The sequence below is a fragment of the Paenibacillus agilis genome (assembly GCF_007786455.1).
In the GTDB taxonomy this organism is placed as follows: Bacteria; Bacillota; Bacilli; order Paenibacillales; family Paenibacillaceae; genus Paenibacillus_B; species Paenibacillus_B agilis.
On sequence record NZ_VNJK01000001.1, the window covers coordinates 1,078,719 to 1,099,477 of the forward strand.

At 40.3% G+C, this 20,759-nt stretch carries 23 protein-coding genes and 1 pseudogene; 19 read left to right on the forward strand and 5 right to left on the reverse strand.

The window, feature by feature from the left end; genetic code table 11:
* Positions 1–150 precede the first annotated feature (150 nt).
* The gene (locus FPZ44_RS04655) at positions 151–1,890 is read left to right on the forward strand and encodes an ABC transporter ATP-binding protein (protein ID WP_144987855.1); all 1,740 of its coding nucleotides are present in this window, start codon (positions 151–153) and stop codon (positions 1,888–1,890) included.
* A 150-nt stretch (positions 1,891–2,040) separates the two neighbouring features.
* Here the strand turns inward: FPZ44_RS04655 and FPZ44_RS04660 are convergent, their stop codons facing one another.
* The 3 genes from FPZ44_RS04660 to FPZ44_RS04670 form a co-directional block, all read right to left on the reverse strand.
* Entirely contained in the window at positions 2,041–2,619 is a 579-nt protein-coding gene (locus tag FPZ44_RS04660) for a cupin domain-containing protein (protein ID WP_144987857.1), read from the reverse strand.
* A gap of 87 nt (positions 2,620–2,706) precedes the next feature.
* A complete protein-coding gene (locus FPZ44_RS04665; RefSeq protein ID WP_261378200.1) occupies positions 2,707–3,249 on the reverse strand; it encodes a DUF6022 family protein in 543 nt (180 codons plus the stop codon).
* 311 nt (positions 3,250–3,560) lie between these two features.
* Positions 3,561–4,058, reverse strand: coding sequence for a DUF2165 family protein (locus FPZ44_RS04670; RefSeq protein WP_261378201.1), 498 nt, complete (start codon positions 4,056–4,058; stop codon positions 3,561–3,563).
* A 211-nt stretch (positions 4,059–4,269) separates the two neighbouring features.
* Here FPZ44_RS04670 and FPZ44_RS04675 point away from each other — a divergent pair, with 211 nt between their 5' ends.
* The 9 genes and pseudogenes from FPZ44_RS04675 (at position 4,270) to FPZ44_RS04710 (ending at position 10,768) form a co-directional block, all read left to right on the forward strand.
* Entirely contained in the window at positions 4,270–4,725 is a 456-nt protein-coding gene (locus tag FPZ44_RS04675; RefSeq protein ID WP_144987859.1) for a DinB family protein, read from the forward strand.
* Between the two features lie 189 nt (positions 4,726–4,914).
* A complete protein-coding gene (locus FPZ44_RS04680; protein WP_144987861.1) occupies positions 4,915–6,189 on the forward strand; it encodes a helix-turn-helix domain-containing protein in 1,275 nt (424 codons plus the stop codon).
* Positions 6,190–6,576: 387 nt separating this feature from the next.
* Positions 6,577–6,747 carry an aspartyl-phosphate phosphatase Spo0E family protein gene (locus FPZ44_RS27075; protein WP_186785913.1) on the forward strand — a complete coding sequence of 57 codons (171 nt, stop codon included), beginning with the start codon at positions 6,577–6,579 and terminating at the stop codon, positions 6,745–6,747.
* A complete protein-coding gene (locus FPZ44_RS26350; RefSeq protein ID WP_186786108.1) occupies positions 6,719–6,964 on the forward strand; it encodes a hypothetical protein in 246 nt (81 codons plus the stop codon). Before FPZ44_RS27075 ends, FPZ44_RS26350 begins: the two co-directional genes overlap by 29 nt.
* Positions 6,965–7,152: 188 nt before the next feature.
* Entirely contained in the window at positions 7,153–7,641 is a 489-nt protein-coding gene (locus FPZ44_RS04690; RefSeq protein WP_144987865.1) for a hypothetical protein, read from the forward strand.
* A gap of 140 nt (positions 7,642–7,781) precedes the next feature.
* Positions 7,782–8,057: a GNAT family N-acetyltransferase gene (locus FPZ44_RS04695; protein WP_222429793.1), complete on the forward strand. Its 276-nt coding sequence runs from the start codon at positions 7,782–7,784 to the stop codon at positions 8,055–8,057.
* A gap of 573 nt (positions 8,058–8,630) precedes the next feature.
* Positions 8,631–9,380 (forward strand): IclR family transcriptional regulator, encoded by a 750-nt coding sequence (locus tag FPZ44_RS04700; protein WP_144987867.1) that lies wholly within the window; start codon positions 8,631–8,633, stop codon positions 9,378–9,380.
* A 15-nt stretch (positions 9,381–9,395) separates the two neighbouring features.
* Positions 9,396–9,593, forward strand: a pseudogene (locus FPZ44_RS04705) (NADPH-dependent FMN reductase); the annotation flags it as partial.
* Positions 9,594–9,619: 26 nt separating this feature from the next.
* Positions 9,620–10,768: an NADH-dependent flavin oxidoreductase gene (locus tag FPZ44_RS04710; protein ID WP_144987871.1), complete on the forward strand. Its 1,149-nt coding sequence runs from the start codon at positions 9,620–9,622 to the stop codon at positions 10,766–10,768.
* Between the two features lie 131 nt (positions 10,769–10,899).
* Here FPZ44_RS04710 and FPZ44_RS04715 read toward each other — a convergent pair whose 3' ends face one another.
* A complete protein-coding gene (locus tag FPZ44_RS04715; RefSeq protein WP_144987873.1) occupies positions 10,900–11,457 on the reverse strand; it encodes a helix-turn-helix domain-containing protein in 558 nt (185 codons plus the stop codon).
* A gap of 174 nt (positions 11,458–11,631) precedes the next feature.
* Between FPZ44_RS04715 and FPZ44_RS04720 the strand changes: the two genes are divergently transcribed.
* From FPZ44_RS04720 to FPZ44_RS04745, 6 genes are all read left to right on the forward strand, one after another.
* Complete coding sequence (locus FPZ44_RS04720; protein ID WP_144987875.1) at positions 11,632–12,738, forward strand: MBL fold metallo-hydrolase; 1,107 nt, start codon at positions 11,632–11,634, stop codon at positions 12,736–12,738.
* 133 nt (positions 12,739–12,871) lie between these two features.
* Positions 12,872–13,720: an MBL fold metallo-hydrolase gene (locus FPZ44_RS04725; protein WP_186785914.1), complete on the forward strand. Its 849-nt coding sequence runs from the start codon at positions 12,872–12,874 to the stop codon at positions 13,718–13,720.
* A gap of 119 nt (positions 13,721–13,839) precedes the next feature.
* Entirely contained in the window at positions 13,840–14,688 is an 849-nt protein-coding gene (locus FPZ44_RS04730; RefSeq protein WP_144987879.1) for a VOC family protein, read from the forward strand.
* Positions 14,689–14,746: 58 nt separating this feature from the next.
* Positions 14,747–15,823: an LLM class flavin-dependent oxidoreductase gene (locus FPZ44_RS04735; RefSeq protein ID WP_144987881.1), complete on the forward strand. Its 1,077-nt coding sequence runs from the start codon at positions 14,747–14,749 to the stop codon at positions 15,821–15,823.
* A gap of 260 nt (positions 15,824–16,083) precedes the next feature.
* The gene (locus FPZ44_RS04740; RefSeq protein WP_261378202.1) at positions 16,084–16,503 is read left to right on the forward strand and encodes a MarR family winged helix-turn-helix transcriptional regulator; all 420 of its coding nucleotides are present in this window, start codon (positions 16,084–16,086) and stop codon (positions 16,501–16,503) included.
* Between the two features lie 210 nt (positions 16,504–16,713).
* Complete coding sequence (locus FPZ44_RS04745; RefSeq protein WP_144987883.1) at positions 16,714–17,328, forward strand: hypothetical protein; 615 nt, start codon at positions 16,714–16,716, stop codon at positions 17,326–17,328.
* Positions 17,329–17,649: 321 nt separating this feature from the next.
* Here the strand turns inward: FPZ44_RS04745 and FPZ44_RS04750 are convergent, their stop codons facing one another.
* On the reverse strand, positions 17,650–17,958 hold the full coding sequence (locus FPZ44_RS04750; protein ID WP_144987885.1) for a cupin domain-containing protein: 309 nt from the start codon (positions 17,956–17,958) through the stop codon (positions 17,650–17,652).
* Positions 17,959–18,048: 90 nt separating this feature from the next.
* Here FPZ44_RS04750 and FPZ44_RS26760 point away from each other — a divergent pair, with 90 nt between their 5' ends.
* The 3 genes from FPZ44_RS26760 (at position 18,049) to FPZ44_RS04760 (ending at position 20,645) form a co-directional block, all read left to right on the forward strand.
* Entirely contained in the window at positions 18,049–18,264 is a 216-nt protein-coding gene (locus FPZ44_RS26760; protein WP_261378203.1) for a LysR family transcriptional regulator, read from the forward strand.
* A 5-nt stretch (positions 18,265–18,269) separates the two neighbouring features.
* Entirely contained in the window at positions 18,270–18,920 is a 651-nt protein-coding gene (locus FPZ44_RS04755; protein WP_261378204.1) for a LysR family transcriptional regulator substrate-binding protein, read from the forward strand.
* A 282-nt stretch (positions 18,921–19,202) separates the two neighbouring features.
* Positions 19,203–20,645 carry an aryl-sulfate sulfotransferase gene (locus FPZ44_RS04760; protein ID WP_144987887.1) on the forward strand — a complete coding sequence of 481 codons (1,443 nt, stop codon included), beginning with the start codon at positions 19,203–19,205 and terminating at the stop codon, positions 20,643–20,645.
* The last annotated feature ends 114 nt before the right edge of the window (positions 20,646–20,759 follow it).

A 20,759-nucleotide genomic window follows, 5' to 3' on the forward strand; every position in this document is an offset into this window, starting at 1 on the left:
TACGCCTATCTTTGGAAAAGGAGTTTGTGATAAAATCTTACAAAACTACGGAAAGGGTGTTTCTTAATGAGAAAAACACAGCAAACCCACCACAATCACGGTTGGAGGGCAGTGCGTATGTAACCCTCCACCTTATATGGAGGAGAGACATTGAATTCTCGAACGAAAAAGTTTTTTTCTTATTATAAGCCGTATTTGGGCTTGTTGAGCGTGGACTTGGCATGTGCGTTTATGGTATCAGCGATTACGCTCGCGCTTCCTTTATGTGTGAGATACATGACACAAGTACTGGAGAATAACCCGCCTGATGTCCTTTATCAGATCTACACAATAGGTGCAGTTATGATTGGTTTGCTTGCCATTCATACCGTTTGCAATATGCTGGTTACCTATCAGGGGCATATGATGGGGGCGAAAATGGAAAGCGACATGCGCCGTGAAATGTTCGATCATCTACAGAAATTATCGTTTCGTTTCTACGACGAGCAGAAGACGGGCGAGCTGATGACTCGGACGACGCATGATATTTTTTCACTTTCTGAGCTGTATCATCACGGTCCCGAGGATATCGCCATTTCGCTAATGAATTTTATTGGCGTCTTCTTCATCTTGATCCATATTGATGCGAAGCTTGCCCTGATCGTCTTTCTCTTTCTTCCTGTTATGGCGATCTATGCGTTCTATTTCAATCAGAAGATGAATGCTGCATTGCGCAGCAGCAAAGACAGAATTGGGGACATCAATGCACAGGTCGAGGATACGTTGTCAGGCATCCGTGTCGTTCAATCATTTGCGAACGAAGCGATCGAGACAAAAAAGTTTGCTTATGAAAATGATCGATTCGTCGAGAGTAGAAGAGCAGGCTATCGAAGTGAAGCTTATTTCCATGAAGGGTTATTTGCGTTTACGGAGCTAATCACGATTGCTGTCGTCGTATTTGGCGGTGTGGCTATCGTCGATGCTTCCATGAGCTTGGCTGATTTGCTAACTTTTGTTCTTTGCGTAGGTATTCTCATTGACCCTATTAAGCGTTGGGTCAATTTCGCCAGGCTGTATCAAGAAGGTATTACGGGATTCGATCGTTTTATGGACATTTTGGAGATCGAACCAGAGATTCAAGATTCAGCAGGAGCTATCGAGCTTGGGCATGTACATGGTAAAGTGACATTCAGCAATGTGAGCTTTGCGTATAAAGAAGATCAAGACTATGTATTGAAAAATGTGAACTTGGATGTCCGGCCAGGCGAATATGTAGCTATCGTTGGCGCTTCAGGTGTAGGGAAAACCACTTTATGTACGTTAATCCCTCGTTTCTATGAGACGAACCAAGGTACAATTTATCTGGATGGAATTGATGTTAGAAATATTCGTTTGCATTCGTTACGTACGAATATAGGTATTGTTCAACAAGATATTTATTTATTCCCGGGAACGGTATTTGAAAATATTCGATATGGCAGACCGAATGCAAGTAGGGAAGAAGTAATTGCGGCAGCTGTAAAAGCGAATGCCCATGACTTTATTATGGAGCTGCCAAATGGCTACGAGACGGACATTGGTCAGCGCGGTATTAAATTATCTGGTGGACAGAAGCAGCGATTAAGCATCGCACGTGTATTTTTGAAAAATCCACCGATTCTTATTTTTGATGAGGCAACCAGTGCATTGGATAATGAAAGCGAGAAGGCTGTACAGCAGTCGCTGGAGAAGCTGAGCGATAGTCGCACGACACTTGTTATTGCCCATCGATTGTCCACGATTCGTCATGCACAGAGAATTATCGTTCTGGCAGATGGCGTTATTGAGGAACAAGGGACGCACGAGGAGCTGCTTGTTAGAAATGGTATCTATGCGAGATTGTACAACGTACAGCAGAATCTTATTTCATAAGAGGATGTAGTCATCGTCATCATGTCAAAATCATCTTAGTGCAAATGCCACCCACAATTGGGTGGCATTTTGCATTGCTGGGTGAATAGCGAAGAAACCAGTAGCAGCAAGCTAGTAACTGACTATTTATGCTCTGGAAGCCATTCTATATTAGCTATATTGGCTGGGTGCTCCGGTCTGCCATTGCGTATGATTTGGATCCGGCGGGCCGATAATGACCGTCTGATTGATCGGCTTAAGCACTTCGGCAAGCTGAGCGGCATTTACGCCGTAGATGATCTGGAACACTTCTGGCGGCGTCTTGCGCAGCACATCGGAACCGAATACCGTTTGCGCGGCGCTATTATCGAAAATAGCTAGCAAGTGTGTTTGATCCGTGAGCGCAATTTCCCAATGCCACCAGCCCATCGGGATATATACCGTTTGGGGAGATTTTACGCGATAGGTAAGTACTTGCAACGTAAATGGATTAAGTACGGAGACAACTGCTTCTCCTTGTATAACGTATACAAGTTCAGCTGCGTTCGGATGCCAATGGGCTTCAACACTGTTTCCTTTACTCAAATAAATGTCGAGCAAGCCTAAGTTTTGCATTACGGGCAGCTGCTTGGCGAATTGCTGGAGAATAAAGTTTTGGGCATTCTTTTGGTAAAATGGCGCTGTTCTTAAGTCAAAGGCTAAGTTCAGCGAAGGAGAGCTGAGTACGGCCGTCATGTTGTCAGTGGACATTGGCAATATCCCGCCTTTCTAAAGTGGGTGATTGCCTACTATATTCACTGGCCCAGATAGAGGTGAATGGTGTAGCCTGCGTCTAGTCTACTGGAGACTTTTCAAATAAAGCTCGTACTCAACCGTAAACTCTAGTGCTTGTGCAAATTGTGGAGAGTGAGCTGACAAAGCATTAACGACTGCTTCTTTGCCGACTTCCGTTAAAGCTAACACTTCTGGCTGTTGCGGCACTCGATATTGGGTATGGTCATGATAAATGATCGTAACAATCGTGCCGATCGCTTCTTCCTGTGGTCCATAAACCGTGCTCCACATCCAGCGCTGCTGATGTGTTTCTTGCTCATTGCCCCATTCTCTTGAGATGTCAAACTCTCCTGGGAATCTAGGCTCAGGCGTAATGCCAGCCTCTTTCAATTGACGGTGAACCGGAAGAAACAGCAGATTCAAATACGTACCATAGGCTGCGTCGCCAGCTTCTTTATAAGCTTTTTGCAGTTTCTCCTCATTGTTTACAAGCACTCCCTCCCAGTGTTGTGCAATATGCTCCTCAATAAAGTGAGCGATTCCTTTGATGCGTGCCTCTCCGCGTTCTTTCAATATTCCTTGCAGCATGTTCAATGCTTCTGTCATACACTTCATCCTTTCATTATCGACTTTTTATTACCCTCTGATCTTATAACATTCATGCAAATTCCAAGGTTATAAGGAATAACAACCATTAATCTTACTAAATAAGCAGATGACATTAGAAAGTACTTTAACCTTTTAGCCCAAGTTTGAAATCATAATACAATCTCGATGGATAGGCGATGCAAGTTGAATAATAGTAAGTATCAACTCTCTTCAAAAAAGGAAAACACCGTATCCAGTATGAGCCCATACGAGGGGCTAGTGATGGATGACGGTGTTTGATTTATTTGCCGCAGAATAATAAATACGTATTACTCATCATTTTTAAGGGATAGGAAGATAAGTACACCAAAAATATAACTTACGATACGATCAGCAGCCTCTAACCCGTTCCATTGTGAGGACATCCACATGGCAAACCATTCACCACCTACTGTTGTAAACCCGAAAAACCAGATGGTAATAGCGAGACCAAGTGAAATATACGCCCAACTTTTCGAATTTTGATAAATTGCTCCGCCATTCTTTGCATGTTTCAGCAGCTTAACGCCGCCAATCCAAGCGGTTACGGCAGCTGCAACTTCAGCGATAATAATGATAATATATCCGATATGATGGAAGAGAGGGTTCGTAATCGCGCGGTACATAAGTGTGTTTCCTTCAAATGTAGTATCCATGCTTAATACGTGTTTGACGAACTGGAAGTTGGTGTTGTAATCGGTTATATTTCCGAACGCAATGAGGGAAACAAAGACCGCAAAGAATAGGACAAATGCGCCTTTCAAATAACGAATGATCACAGTATTCATGTCAGCAACCCCTTTAATATGATGGTTTAATTTGTAAATGGGTAAAGACCACATTCAGCGTATATAGATTGCTTCATATTGTCAATATTTGTACAAGATCAAAAGGATGAAGTGTACAATAAGGGAAGGTTGTTTTAGTTCATTTATATGATTAGACTAACGGATAACAGTAAATTCAAGTAATCAATGTGATGAAGAGAGGGAAACCGAAATGAAGACGATCAAATGCATGATGGATCACCTTTACTGGGCAGACGGGCGCATCTTGGACGCTCTCGAGGAGAGTGACACGAAGAACAAGGACCTTCTGAAGCTGGTTCGGCACGTTGCGGTCGCGGAACGAGTTTGGCTGTCCCGATTGCAGGGCATGGGTAACGAGCAATATTCGTTGTGGGAGGAAGCGGAAGACCTGATCGCGATCCGGATGATGTTCGAAGAAAACGCCGAGCAATATCGCGTCTATATCGAAGGGCTCAAGGAATCCAAATTGGACGAGATGATCGACTATGCGAACCTGAGCGGGGCTCCGTTCCGAACGTCCGTCCGGGACATCCTCTTGCAGGTCCTCTTGCATGGGCAATATCATCGAGGACAGATCAACCGAGCACTGCGGATCGAATCGGCAGAACCTGTCCAAATCGATTACATCACGTTTGCGAGGCTATAGCAGGGCTTGATATGTATTGACTGCTGGTAAAATTATGCTATACTGAGTTTTCAGTAAGGTTTCCTCAATGCTCTAATAGAGAAATCCCACGAAACGATGTTGTATAAATCTATGATTTCTTCCCTTCTTAGACACTCATAATTCCTACTATAGTATTTGGTTTATAATGATAAAGGATGTGAAAGTGAGATGATTGTTACTTTTGCAGACATGATCAGACACCGTAGGTCAAATTTAGAATTGACAATGGACAAGTTAGCTGAGAAGGCGAACATACGCAAAAGCACGATCTCCAAAATTGAAAACGGAGAAGTCAAAAAGCCTGAGTTTAAGACAATAAAATCGCTTGCAGAGGCATTGGATATATCTTATGATGATTACATAGGGATTTATATCTCTTTGGAACGTAATTCAGATGCTATGCTAGATATACTCCAAGAAGCGATTTCAACTTCTAATTCTATACTCCTCATCACGGATATTGCTATAAAGTATTTAGAACTTCCTCACTTAGATAGCTATGACGCTATTGAGCAAATGTTTACCTCTGCAAACAATGTTAATGATACTTCCATTAAACTTTCATTATTTAAGACAGTAGTAAATTACTCGCGTAGTCATGGGGTCATGACTTATATTGCCAAAGGCATGTATCAGGTTTATTTAATTGAAAGAAATGATTTTAGCAAGTTAGAGGCTAGCTATCAATCGGGTAAAAACGTGTTAGCCTACGTTGATTTTTTAAGTTTGGAAGAACAAATAAAGCTATATTATTGTTTGGAAAATCACGCTTATGCCCTTCTGAAGTTCAATGAGTCTATTGATTTTAGTATGATTGTAATTGATATAGATATTTATAAGAGTGAGTTCAGTGCACATGCTACATTTAATATTTGTAACTGTTATTACTATTTGAATGACTTTGCGAAAAGTGAAATTTTTCTTGATGAATATAAAAAATACTCGTTTTCGTTTGTTAAAGACAACGTTCAATTTATGACGGGTTGTATAAATGGGAGATCTGGAAAAATTGAATTAGGTATAGAGCAATTAGAACAATATTTTAAAGTGACCTCTCCATTTAATTTTGTATATGTCGTTACAATGCTAATGGATTTATATTTAATCAAATCAGATCTTATTTCCGCAAGAGATTTGCTTACATACGAAGCAGAAATGAAAAACTCCTTAAATCTCGAATATACTACTCCAGATAAAAAGGCTAGAATGGCTTACTTCTATCAACTGGCTGGAAATGCTTTAATAAGCCAAGATGTAGAAAAGGCATTTGATTATTATTTGGAGAGTGCTTTGGAGTATATGAAAATAGGATTGTATGACCGAGCTTTGGGTAGCGTAATGTTAATTAATGAGAGCATCCTTGAGGATCATTCACTTTTAAGCATTGAAATTGTCAGAAAAATCAATGAAGTATACAAGCAAATCATTAATAAAAAAATTTAGAAAGGATTGGTTGGCGTGAAAAAGATAATGTCTAAATTTCCGATTCTTTTAGTATTGACTGTGCTGTCTGTTGGAGTAATTAATTTTGACGATGCTATCACGTTATTTGGAGGCGGCACTCCTTGGATTAAGACCTAGTGAACAAGCTATTTTTTCATGGATAGGTACTACCAAAATAAAATATAAATATTTTGTTTGAAGTTACGCAGCGAAGAGTAGACACTGAATTCAGTGTCTACTCTTTTTGTTTTTTGTTTCCATACTTTCCATTAGAAGAAAACGGCTGGAAACAAAAGATATATTCTGTTCAGGGAGACCTTGATACGCGTGGTGGATGAATTAGGGGGTTCGTCCACCACATAGTTTATTATGCAAGGACTGATGAGAATGCTTGAAGAGATCGAATTGTTACGATTCCGAATAAATGAAGCATATAGAAGTGGTTTAGAATTGACCGATGGTAGGATGGTTGAAATGAGCCAGGATCTGGATAAGTTATTGCTGAAGTACCAAAGGGAGTGCCTTTACAATGATGTTAAGATTGAAGTATTTACGTAATGACTCATTCACAGAAGAAAATAAACTTCTAGTACGTAAGTTGGTAGGAGAAGAGATTAAAGATATAGATCTAAGAAATAAAGCTCATTATTACACGAGGTGCGGTTGTATTTATAAAAAATCCTTTTACAAGCGTTTTGACTTTGAAGAAACATTTATTGATGTTTTTGCTTGCAGTTGTGGCGTGTGGATAGCCAATCAAATGAAATGTTGGTAGTGATGTATGGTATGGTCAAGGACATTTTCTTTAGCAGCTCAAGTTGCAAAACTTGCAGGTGGAGGCAAAGATCCTGTCGGACCAGAAATCCATGGACCAAGTCTAGGATTTGGATACCATTATTATACTTGGAATCGCGTTGGTGGCATTCATTTTTCTAGACTACAATGTTAGGGTGGTAATTAATCATGCAGCAACTCCTCGAAAAGTTTCTAGAAAAACAATTCCCACTAGAATATAAGCTCCATGTAGTTGATGATTTTTTAAGGAGCAGATATGATGCTACTGAAATCTCAAAGTCCTCAATGGAAGAATTACAAGCAGACCCTCAAGTAAATTTCACTCAAATATACAAATGCTATGACATTAATAACCAGGATATCCTTAATCGCATATACTCTGATATTGAAAAATCAATGCAAGAAGAATATAGACAATCCCACTCAATTACTTGCGCCAACAGCGAATGGGAAAAGATACAATCTGGCCAACTCATTCGAGTAATATTGGAAAGCAATAATAGTGACAATCTTACCAACTTTACGGTCCAAGGTATGTGTATGACTATAGTCCATGATCTTACTATTTTAAAAGGAATACCGTCTTCCTACGTTCATGTAGATAATCCTTATTTCACTCAGTACTTGCAGATATTAAAAGCACGAGGTTATTTATAATTTCTACTACTAAACTTAAGAGGGTTGCTACTTGTTATTAAGAGTGGTAATCCTTTTTTCGTTTAGAATTTTGCATTAATCTGAGCCCTCGGTCTTATAGTTTATTACATAATAATAGAAAAAAAAGGAATGGTGATTGAATGCAAAGTTATATTGGTGTTCAGGCGGAAGTCCCCACATCTCAAGATGCAAAAGAACTAATGGATTTACTATCTGATACATTACAATCTATTACTGGAGATAGCGGGAAGAATTCTTTTGATCTTGCAGATGTATATGTACCGCGTTCGATATTTGTTATTGCCCGAAACCAGGATGGAGAGCCTATAGGATGTGGAGCAATCCGTCCAATCGATAATAACACAGCTGAACTAAAAAGAATGTTTGCTAAATCAAAAAGCAATATCGTTCTATGAAAATAAGGGATATCAGAGAATAACCAATTACGGTAAATATTTAAATCGTGAAGAGTGTGTTTGTCTTGGTAAGTTCTTAAGCTAACAGTGAAAGTTAGTTCACTAAGACAGCGACAGTCTAGTACTTTATTTTCTGCTAACACTTTGAGTATTGAGGAGCAAAATAAGATAGATGAGCAACTTATGTTAGAAGGAAATAAGGCAATGGAGGAGAGTAAACGAAAACGACAGGAAGAGCTTGAAAAGAAGCAACAAGAAGTGCAGCGGTCTTAATAACTTTTGTATAAAAAAGACTATTTCTTGATCATTTACGATCGTTGAGAGATAGTCTTTTTTCTATGATAACTTCTCAACATAAGCGTTTGGGTTAAAATTTGACACACTATTCATACACTAATTATACTATATAAAGTATAGTAAATTTATTTTTTATAGAAATAATCTAGAAACATACCAAGGACGTGTGTGAGTTAACATAGAGAAAAATTTCGGTTTCATTATTTGAAACTTGATCATGTTTTTTTGTAGTTTATTTTTAATAAAAGTAATATAGGCGAGGACTGAGGGGAAGAGATGGGACAATATGAAGTAGCCACTTTGAAAAAGGGTTTGCAAATACTAGAGTTGATCAAACAACAAGAAGCGCTCACACTTACTGAAATTACAAATACGCTTGATTTGAACAAATCTACGGTATTCCGTTTACTAGCCACATTGGAAGAAATGGATTATGTGTATAAATTTCAGAACCAATTTCATCTGAATCACAAGATGTTTTGTGGCCATTTTGAGAAAAGGGCAGATTTTGATTGGGTATCTTTAAAGTCTGTTTATAAGCTGGCAAAAAAACTTGGGCACAGTGTGTATATCGGAAAAATGGATGAGACCAATCTTGTGATGACACAAGTATTGCACGCCCCTTTTACAATGCCGGCTCAAGAGGAGATTGGGAATCGTTCACGTTTACATCAGTCAGCTCTTGGCAAAGTCATTTTGGCTAATTTACCACTCAGCACCCAGCAAAAATGGATGCACAAGCTATCCTTTGAGAAGGCAACTGTAAACACGTTTGAGGATCCGCAGTTATTTATGCATCATTTGAAGGTAATTGAGAAACAGGGCTACGCATTTGACGATGAAGAACGAATCGTGGGTATTCGATGTATTGCAGTACCACTTTTTAAGCAGGAACAAGTCATTGCTGCTGTTGCTATTGCTGCACCAAAGGACGCTATTACACGCGCGAATATGAAGCGGTTCGTTGCACTTCTAACAAAGGGAAGCGAAGCCATTACTCACGAAATACAGTCATTGATTTTATAGAATCAAGTGGACTAACCGCAAGCTGTGATAGATTTCAAACCAAGAGTAAATGCAGCAGACGCTGTGCTTTGGGTTACACCAGAATATAACTCAACAATTCAAGGCATTTTAGGCAATGCTATTGACTGGATGAGTCGGGTGGATAAAATCATGCACGGCAAACTATCTATCATGATGGGTGCGTCAATGGGTGCATTGGGAACAGTTAAAGCGTGAGGGATTTTTTAAAGGAGGATAACATGAGTAAAAGATATGAACGGTTATTTCAGAATTTCACATTTAATAGTGGCGTGCAGGTTAGAAATCGACTCATGATGGCTCCAATGACCACTTTTTCTGCAGATCAACATGATTATGTATCAGAAGAAGAACTTGATTATTATCGTTTGCGTGCGAATGGTGTTGGAACAGTCATTACAGCCTGTGCTTATGTATCAAAAAGTGGTAAAGGCTTTGATGGGCAAATGGCGATTGATCATGATGGGACAATTGACGGGCTTACTCGACTTGCAAAAGTAATTCAAGAAGGTGGCGCTAAAGCGGTAGTGCAGCTCTACCATGGGGGAAGACTTGCAGTGCCTCGTTTAGTTCCAAATCAAGAAACGTTGAGTGCTAGTAATGTAGCGCCACTTCTTGATCGTGGTTTTTATAGTATCGACCAAGCACCTAAAGCGTTATCCCATGAAGAAGTATTACAAGTCATCCATGATTTTGGAGAAGCAACAAGACGTGCGATTATCGCTGGCTTTGATGGGATCGAGCTCCACGGTGCGAGTGGCTATTTACTTCAACAATTTGTTTCACCGCATTCAAATCGCAGACAGGATAACTGGGGTGGGTCTGAAGCGAAGCGATTAAACTTCTCTTTAGCGATCATTGAAGAAGTGAAGCGTGTGATTGCAGAGTATGCGACAAAACCATTTTTAGTTGGTTATCGTTTTTCACCGGAAGAGCCTGAAACACCTGGTATCACGATGAAAGAAACGTTTGGACTAGTGGAGGCACTCATTGAACATCAACTCGATTATGTACATTTGGCGTCAACAGATGCTTGGGCAAAACCACGGCGTGGTGTAACGAGTGAAAGTTCACGCATGGAACTTTTAGCTGAAAGGATTAATAATCGTGTGCCGCTAATCGGAGTAGGTTCAATTCATACAGCGGATGATGCGCTAGCAGTGCTAGAGCAAGCGAACGTACCCTTTGTAGCAATCGGACGGGCTCTAGTTGTTGATCCTCAGTGGGTGGAGAAAGTACATGCAGGCAATGAATCTCTTATTACGCATACGTTAAAAACATCCGTTCAGAAAGAGAAAAGTATACCTACCCCTCTATGGAAATTAATTTTATCGCTTGAAGGTTGGTTTCCTGTGGAAAAAGATAAGTGATTTTCTGGTAGTTGTGCGGCGCATTTCTAAATCGTATTTATTGGTTAACAAACACAAAATGCCTATGATGATTTTTAAAATCATCATAGGCATTTTTCCGTAGTAGATTGAGGTTATTTACTATTTTATATTTACATAAAATCTTTACTTTGCTCGCTCTCACTGTAGATGGAAATGAGAACAATCGCTGTTTCTTCACCGATGTTTCTAACTAAATGAGGTGTGCAAGCATTCCAGCTGAAAGAATCGCCTTCCTCAAATTCAGCCGAATCTTCTCCTTGTTCTGCATAGATTCGTCCTTTCACAACAAAATGAACTTCTTCTCCCTCATGCGCATGTGGGGCATCTGCATCTCCTGTCAAAGCGCCGGGAGGTAACTCAACCAGCCTCATCTGTAAGTTCTTTGTTGAGCTTAAGTGCTCCACTTTTAAATTCTCAATCCCACTTTGTGTTACCCGTCGTTCTGCTTTGCGGACGATATTCATTCGTTCTTCTTGTCGCAGTAGCAAGTAAGCCAAAGGTACTTTCAAGGTGTTAGCAATACTTTCTAACGTGGCGATGGAAGGTGAGGTTTTGTTATTTTCCACTTGGCTCATAAAGCCTTGTGATAGGCCCGTTTCTTCGCAGATTTGAGCTATTGTCATTTTTTTTCGTTTACGGATGGTCCGTATTGCAGAGCCGATATTCATATCGCAATCACCTCGACGGAATATTTCTAATACTAAATATAAATTAATAATAACAATATTTTTGTTGACATGCTACATAGCATTAAATTATATTTGTTATACAAAACAAACATTGTTATAAGTAATATATTAAAGCGTAAAGAAATTTATTCGAAATTAGGAGGTTCATTATTTATGAATAAGATCAAAGTTATTTCTGCTTTTGCAGCGATTACAATCACAACGGGGGCTGCTAATCTAGCCATTTCTTATGGTGATACAAGCAATCAATTACAACCAGTGTCAGCTGCTGTAAGCAACATAGATACAAATGAGACAGAATTCTCACCAGTCGGTGCAAAGTACGTAAACCCGTCGAGTACACGAATGATTCAATCAGGTGAGAAAATCGGTAATCTTTTCAATCTAAATGCCGAACAACCATATGTATTACAACGATTAACGAAAAACACGTATTGGGTACAAGCACAATACTACGGGACAACTTTTTACGTAGGTTCAAAGGGAGTTATGGTATTCGATCCGTTAGAATACAGGTCTGAACAAGTTCTCAAAGCTATTCGTCAAGTAACGAAGCTGCCAATTACGACAATTGTATATTCCCATGCACATGCGGATCATATTAACGGAACGTCAGGATTCCTTAAAGCACTAGAAGCAGAAGGACAAAAGAAACCTCGGATCGTAGCTTCAAAAGCAACCGCAGAGAAGCTTGCATACGTTGATAGCAAAATTCCTCGTCCAACTGAACTTGTGGCTTGGCCGAAGGGGAAGTTTAAGTTTGAAAATCAAGTTGTAGAACTGCATGGATTCGATCGGGCTGCACATACAGACGATCATGCGGCTTGGCTCATTAAAGGAGAAAAAGTGCTTCATGCACCAGACTTATTGAATCCGGATCAACCTTCTTTCTGGAATTTTGCAGGCTCTGAGAACTTTGTATATTTAGAGCAAAATTATAAAGATGTGTTGAAGCTAGATTGGAAATGGCTCAATGGCGGACACGGCAACGTGGGCGAGAAAAAAGATATTAACTTCCATCTAGCTTTCATCGCTGATCTGAAAAAAGCAGTCAGTGATGCCATGGTGGCATTGCCTTATGGAAATTACGTGGATTCAAGTAAAGGAGCACATACCGCATACCTAGCAGAATGGATGGATGCAGTGTCTGTAAAAGCAACAGATACGCTCCGTCCGAAATATGGCAAGCTATACGGTTTCGAACATTCTACACCTGCTAATGCAAAGATGGTTGCATTTAAAATGTATTCTTATCAATAATCGTTACTTGTATCAGCTGCAGGCTGTCGAGTTGTTGACAGCCTGTACTGACTAATATGTACCTCGACGGGGATAATAATTTCGGTTTCGTTAATATAAAATTTGTACTGAATTGCGAAGGAGAGTCTTTCTAGTGACGGCAAACAACCTTAAAGTAGATGTACACCACGCGATAGAGGCTAACGTGAATTCTTATGTATTTTCGGATGATAAAGGTACGTTCATTATCGATTGTACGCGTAATAGTGAGGAAGCAAGAAAAGTAGCTGCATTAGCTCGTTCGAAAGGTGCTGATCCAGAAACGATATTGATTACGCATGGGCACCCAGATCATTATTTGGGGATGGGAGCTATTCTTCAGGAGTTTCCCAATATTCGATTTGTTGTTGCTTCGCAAGGAGTAAAAGACGACATTATTGGTTTTACACAGTGGATGGATTCTGTTAACTGGTTAGAAGGCGAACCTCATATGAAGTCGAAGTCTGATCAGAATCCAGACGGTTTTGATTATGAGGGACGTCTCGAAGTGCTACAGTCAAGCACGCTGCAGCTTCCGGGTGGTGGTGTTTTACAAATTAAGTCGGACTATCCTCCAACAGAATGCGCACATATGACGACTGTATTTGCAGAAGACCTGAATGCACTGTTTACAATTGACTTAACCTATAACAAAGTTCATATCTGGATGGGCGTTGGGGTTGCGCGCGAACATATTAACAATTGGCAGGAGCAGTTGGATAAGCTGAAGGAACAATACGGCCCTCTAAATGCAACGATCTATCCAGGACACGGAAATCCGACAGACGTTTCAATATTTGATATTGATAAGAAGTATATGAATGACTTGCTGGACACTATCGAGGCATCTAAAAGTGAAGATGAGGCCAAACAGAAGATGATGCAGCTATATCCAGATTGGGAAAACACCGATTTTCTACTTATGCACAGCGTTAAAAATCAGTTTGAACTGGCAAACAAATAAGTTTGACGATGACGGTAGTAGGGGCTGTTCCTGACAAGTAGAGCGACAGTAAAGCCGGTTATTGTTTCTGAATAATATCATCATACAAAGATTATTTAGGGAACGAGGAGACTTTTTATATGAATTATCATCGTGAGCCGAGCACTTTTGTAAGCCAAGTGAATCTCAAGGTATCGAACTTGAAGCAATCTCTTTCTTTTTACCAAGAGGTTATTGGATTTAAAATTTTAAGCCAAACTGAAACGAAAGCGGAATTAACCGCAGATGGGAAAACGATTCTGCTTACTATAGAGCAGCCCGACCAAGTTAAGCCTAAGCAAAAAAATACGACAGGTATGTATCATTTTGCACTACTATTGCCTAATCGTTCTGATTTGGCGAGTATTGTGAGACACTTCGCGGAACTGAATATACGTATTGGTTCCGCAGATCATCTTGTGAGTGAAGCATTGTATTTGGCGGATCCGGATGGTAATGAAATTGAAATTTATATCGACCGTAATCCGTCCGTTTGGAGCTGGAGTGGTGGCAATGTAGCAATGGCGACTGATCCATTAAATTTCAATGATCTTCTCACTCGAGAGCAGGAGATTGAGTGGAATGGACTTCCAGCGGGCACAATTATGGGGCATATCCATCTACATGTATCCCAGCTCGCTGAAGCGGAACATTTTTACACACAAGGACTTGGTTTTGAAGTGATGAATCGCTATGGGGCACAAGCACTTTTCATCTCGACAGGGAAATATCATCATCACATCGGATTAAATACTTGGGCGGGTATTGGTGCTCCACCTCCTGCTCCGAATAGTGTAGGGCTCGAATCCTATTTACTTGTGCTCCCGAGTGAGGAAGCCAGAAATCATATTATAGCTCAGCTCAAAAACATCGGTGCTCCTGTTCAAGAGGAAAACGGTTATTATGTCACTGAAGACCCTTCAGGTAATAGGATTCAACTTCACGTATAATAATCGAGGCCATTGAATGCAGTAGTGCTATAACAGCTTTAAAGGGGAATGAAATACGATGCAAACGATTATGAAATCTGAAAAGTCGGGAATCGAAATTGGTGTATACACACTTGCTGATCTAGGTAAAGATCCCCATACAGGGCAGATGATTAGTTCTAGGCAGCGCATAAAGGAAATTATTGAAGTAGCTAAATTCGCTGATGAAGCGGGACTTGATGTGTTTGGAGTTGGTGAACATCATCGATTGGACTATGCGGTATCGTCACCGGCAGTTATATTAGCAGCGATTGCCCAGCAAACCAAGCAAATTAAACTAACGAGTGCAACTACAGTTTTAAGTACAGTTGACCCAGTTCGGCTGTTCGAAGATTTTTCTACTTTGGATTTACTTTCGGATGGACGAGCTGAGATCATTGTTGGTAGAGGGGCTTTCATAGAATCATTTTCATTATTCGGCTACGACATTAACGACTATGATGCTCTATTTTCAGAACATCTAGATTTACTCTTACAATTAAACGCTAATGAGTCGCTCACATGGAACGGCCGCTTCCGCTCTTCTTTGCATAATGCTGAGATTGCACCTCGTCCTGTTCAAAGTCAATTGCCTGTCTGGGTGGGCGTTGGCGGTACACCTGAAAGTGCAATACGTGCTGGAAAAATGGGAGTTGGCATGGCACTTGCTATTTTAGGCGGCAATCCAAAGAAATTTATGCCACTAGTTGACATTTATCGCAAAGCCGGTGCTGAAGCAGGTCATTCTCCAGAAAACCTAAACGTTAGTGTGACAGGGCACAGCTATATCGCGAAGACTACGCAACAAGCAAAAAAAGAATTCTATCCTTATTATTCTAATTATTGGTCGTATGTGAATAGCCAACGCGGGATGGGTAATAGAATTATTTCTATTGAAGATTTTGAACATATGACAAGTCCTGATACAGCTTTGTTTGTGGGCAGCCCGCAACAAATTGTTGAAAAGATCTTAAGCCAATACGAGATGTTTGGTCATAAACGCTTTATTGCTCAGCTTGATATCGGCGGTTTACCGTTTGATAAAGTAATGAAAAGCATTGAACTACTAGCTTCTGAAGTAGTTCCTATAGTTCGGAAAGAAACTAGTAAATCATAAAAGAAAATAAAGGATTAGACTCGAAAGAATGAATTGCTTTTGGGTCTAATCCTTTATTTTGTTCCGACAATACATCCTGATCAATAACATACATGTTCATCACTAATAATGTACATAATTTTCACAAGGGAAGGTTATTTTCATTTACATACTATTCTTGACTCTACCAAAAGAATGGCGTTTGACTTGACTGCAACATATTCGTTCTATATATTTTAATGAATAAAATATATGCTTATTAAAATATAGGAGGATGTCCAGTGGCGGATAACCATAAAGAGTTTGTAGATATACAAGCCATCATGATGGACATGCGTCTCGTACAGCAGAAATCAAAAGCTTTCATCGATATACTGACGAGTAATGATGTGTTGTCGCAAAATCATATTACCCTGTTGATGGATTTAAAATTAAACGGGAGCATGCGCATAACGGAAATCGCTGAACGCTTCATTATTACAGCTGGTGCGGCAACTTCCATGTGTGACAAGCTAGAAGAACAGCAATTGGTATGCAGAATTCGTTCAAAGGAAGACCGTAGAGTGGTTATGGTGGCTCTAACGAAAGCAGGAGAAGATAAGGTATATGAGATTTTTACAAGGATTCCAGCTCAAAAACTGCGTACGATTTCCGATGTGTTTAGACAAGTGAATGACCTTATGTCCCAAATTGTCGATTAAAGATAGGCTGCTGCATAGTGACGTGGCGGCTTCCGTATGAATAGGTCAGCCAGAGATTTCTGGTTGGCTTATTTTTTGTATGTGTTTATGTTTATGGGTGTTATTGACAATATAAGATTTTGAAATTATATTGATAGTTATATATTTTAATAGTTAAAACATTTATCTTCTAAAATAATGACAGAAATACTTATGGGGGCGGCGAGTGTAGTGGAAACAGCAGAACATATACGGATTAATGGAGCAGGGACGTATCGTCAAGATATTCAGTCCAAAAGCGTACATGTTGCAGGTCATGGTCGATTTGAGGGCAGTATTAGCACAGACAGTTTCAAAAGCTCGGGTTCTTGTCATGTAAAAGGGCATTGTAGTGCGAAGCAGCTGTCTAGTGCTGGTCATGGACATTTTCACTCCATAAGTGCAGAACGGATCGATTGTTCTGGCTCATTTCGAGCTGATCAATCCGTGGATACACAATCATTTTCTGCAAAAGGCAGTGTTATAATTGGGGACACGTTGACAGCTGGAGATGTAAATATTCGTTCGCAGGGAGTGACTTCTTCCATTAAACATCTCATTGCAGAGGGAACGATCGAGATCGGCATAGAGCGACGTGCATTTTTAAATTTATTTTCATTGGGGAATAAGAAGGTAGTTTGCTCTAGTATAAAGGGACGTAAGGTTGAAGTGAGTTATGTAGAAGCCAATCTTATTATTGGAGAGGATATTCGAATTGGCCCGAAATGCAAGATCGGTGAAGTTCGATACTCAAAACAGCTGGATATCGATCCAAGCTCGGTTGTGGAACGTACGGTACAAATTTAAAATGTAGGAATAAGAACAGAAGCTTTAATGGGAACGCTTCGAATATGGGGTATTGTAATCGGTATAGATCTATTGATTACGCTTAGTTATTTTATATGGCCAAGAGAAAAGAAGAAGTTTGTGAAGTAAGAAGATTATCTTTTAAAAATGGATAAGCCTTTCAATAAAGTTAGAGATGGAAGGCTCTTAGCTGGCTGAGTACATAACATAAAAAAACAGCTCCTTTTCGAACAGTTGCCACCTGGAATGAAGATTATCCATTCTAGGTGGCAATGTTTACATGAAAACAATAAAAATTAATAAATTCCTACACAAAAAACATTATCCAGCGTTACGTTCCATCACAAGCACCGTACAACCCTTTTCAGACCATGGTTCATGTTCTGTATTAGGTCCATAACAGAGATAAGAACCTGCTTCATACTCAACATCATTGCTGATAAGAGCTCCATCTAATACGAATAATTCCTCAGTATCCTTATGCGTGTGTTGAGGGAATTTTGCCCCCGGTGCAAATCGCACAACATAACGCAGTTCATCATTTTCATCTCGTAATGGAATTTGCTCTATACCATCCACAACAAACTTCCACTCACTGTTTGTGATATCAACGGAAAAGAAATTTTTCATGTTATCATCTCCTTCTATGCAAATCGTAACTTACGATGATATATTGTTCAATATGAACAAAAATGAACTATTCTTCAGGAGAAATGAACTATGGAAATTCGTTTGTTACAGACATTTCAAGCTGTTGTCCAATGTGGTAGTCAGATAAAAGCAGCAAATCTGCTGCAATACGCACAATCTACCATCACCTTACACATCAATCAATTAGAAGAAAATCTCGGCATTGAACTGTTTGAGCGCAAAGGAAAACAAATGGTGCTAACCGAAGCCGGAAGACTTGTGAAAGAACGGCAGATATTTTATTAAATCAAGTGGATGTAATCACCGAAACTGCAAAAGAATTTTCAATCGGTCAGAAAGGACTTATTCGGATTGGGGCAATTGATTCTATTGGCAAAACAAATTTGATTTCTGTACTAACAGCGTTTATGAAAGACCATCCACAAATTTGTCTTTCTATCGAAAGTGGCGTAACCCAACAATTTAGTCAACGGATTATCGCTAATGAACTTGATATTGCATTATGTCCTCCTCCATCGCCAGAATTAAATCTTGAATTTTATCCGCTATATGAAGACAAGCTTTGTTTAATACTGCCAATCGACCATCCATTATCTACACAGAAAAAAATTAACATGTCTGATTTAGAAGATGAAAATTTCATTTTAACTGGACAATTGTGTGAATATCGACGAAAAATAGAGCATGTTTTTCTTCATCATGGCTTTCATTTACACTCTAAGTACGATGCGGCGAATATGGAGATGGTTTTAAATCTTGTACTACAGGGGTTTGGTATTGCTATGCTGCCTAGCAATTTCGTTGCCAATTCACATCAATACGCTATTCGTGACATCGATGGTATTTCATCCGCTTTACCTGTTGGATTAATTCGTCAAAAAAATAAAGTCCTTAGCCCTGCTACAGAAAAATTGATAGCTAACATATTCTCTTCCTGCTAAACAAGTACAAAAAAGCGCAAGTACACCACAGGTTCTTAACTTGATGGCCATGAGGTTCAAGCAGTAAAGAGCTAAGAGTGAAATTGCTGAGTCACTGTCATTTTAATGAATATAAAAATCCGCACTTGACTGCTAGGAATAATGTGGATAATATAATCCCAATACATTTACATAGGCAACAGCCGATTGGATCACCAAAGGCTCATGTATCTTTTAAGCTTTCAAGCTGATAGAGAGACATGAGTCTTTTTTATTTCCTAGAGAGTGAGAGGAGTATGAAATATGGGACATCCTACGATTTATCCAACGGGAACAACGGTTTACAAGCCAGAGCAGGCATGGAGTGGATATACACTGTATCAAGCGGCAGATACGGGAGCGCTCCTTATTGATATGAATGGTCGAGAGGTTCATCTTTGGAAAGGGCTGCGTGGATTTCCAAACAAGCTGTTGCCTGGCGGTTATGTACTTGGAAGTACGGCACAACGTGATACAAGATACGGGTTTCAGGATGAAAAAAACTTAGTTCAAGTCGACTGGCATGGCAATATTGTCTGGAAGTTCGACCGCTATGAATGGATTGAAGATCCCGACAATCCAGCGCAGTGGATGGCGCGTCAGCATCATGATTATCAGCGTGAAGGCAATCCTGTCGGTTATTATGTGCCAGGGCAGGAGCCGAAGGTAGATGCTGGTCGTACGCTTCTGCTTGTCCATAAAAATGTAACTCGTCCGAACATTTCGGATAAGCTGCTGCTGGATGATGTCCTTATTGAAGTGGACTGGGAGGGAAATATCCTCTGGGAGTGGGCGTGCAGTGATCATTTCGATGAACTGGGCTTTGATGAGCAGGCGAAGGAAGTACTGTATCGCGACCCGAACACGAGATTCTTTGGTGCGAATGCAGGGGATTGGATGCATATTAATTCCGTTTCGGTATTAGGTCCGAACAAGTTCTACGATGCTGGCGATGAGCGTTTCCATCCAGACAATATTATTTGGGATGCCCGCGAGTCTAACATTATTGCCATTATAGACAAGCAATCTGGGAAGATTGTATGGAAGCTGGGGCCGAATTACGACACAGAGGAAACGAAGCATCTCGGCTGGATTATTGGTCAGCATCACGCGCATCTTATTCCGAAAGGATTACCTGGTGAAGGGAATTTGCTCGTATTTGATAACGGGGGCTGGGCAGGCTACGGTGTGCCAAATCCAGAGTCTGCGGACGGGCTGAGGGTAGCTCGGCGGGATCATTCTCGTATTTTAGAAATCAATCCAGTAACGTTGGAGATTGAGTGGCAGTATACGCCGACTGAAGCGGGATTTCAGGCTCCGCTTGATTCTTATCGTTTCTATAGTCCATATATTAGCTCGGCGCAGCGTCTTCCTAATGGCAATACGTTAATTACAGAAGGGGCTGACGGTAGAATTTTCGAGGTGACTCGGGAGCATGAACTGGTGTGGGAGTATATTTCTCCTTATAAAAATCAACGGAATGCCAATATGGTCTATCGGGCATATCGTGTGCCTTATGAGTGGGTGCCTCAGCTAGAACAGCCAGAAGAGGTTGCTATTTTGCCGATTGATGTGGCTGATTTCCGCTTGCCAGGTGCGGCTCCGCGAGGAGCGATTACAGCCGTTGAAGTAGAAGGTACAACAGCAGAATATGCTGAAGGAGCGTTATGCGTGGCAAGAATCGATGAAACGGAGCGTAAGGAATAATAGTTGAATTTGAAATGAATGTAACGGCTACGTTGTCCTGCTTGCAGGTGCGGCGTAGTCGTTTGCTTTTGGACCAAAACGAGTGATGTAACTGCCGGGGTTGGATTTAAATTT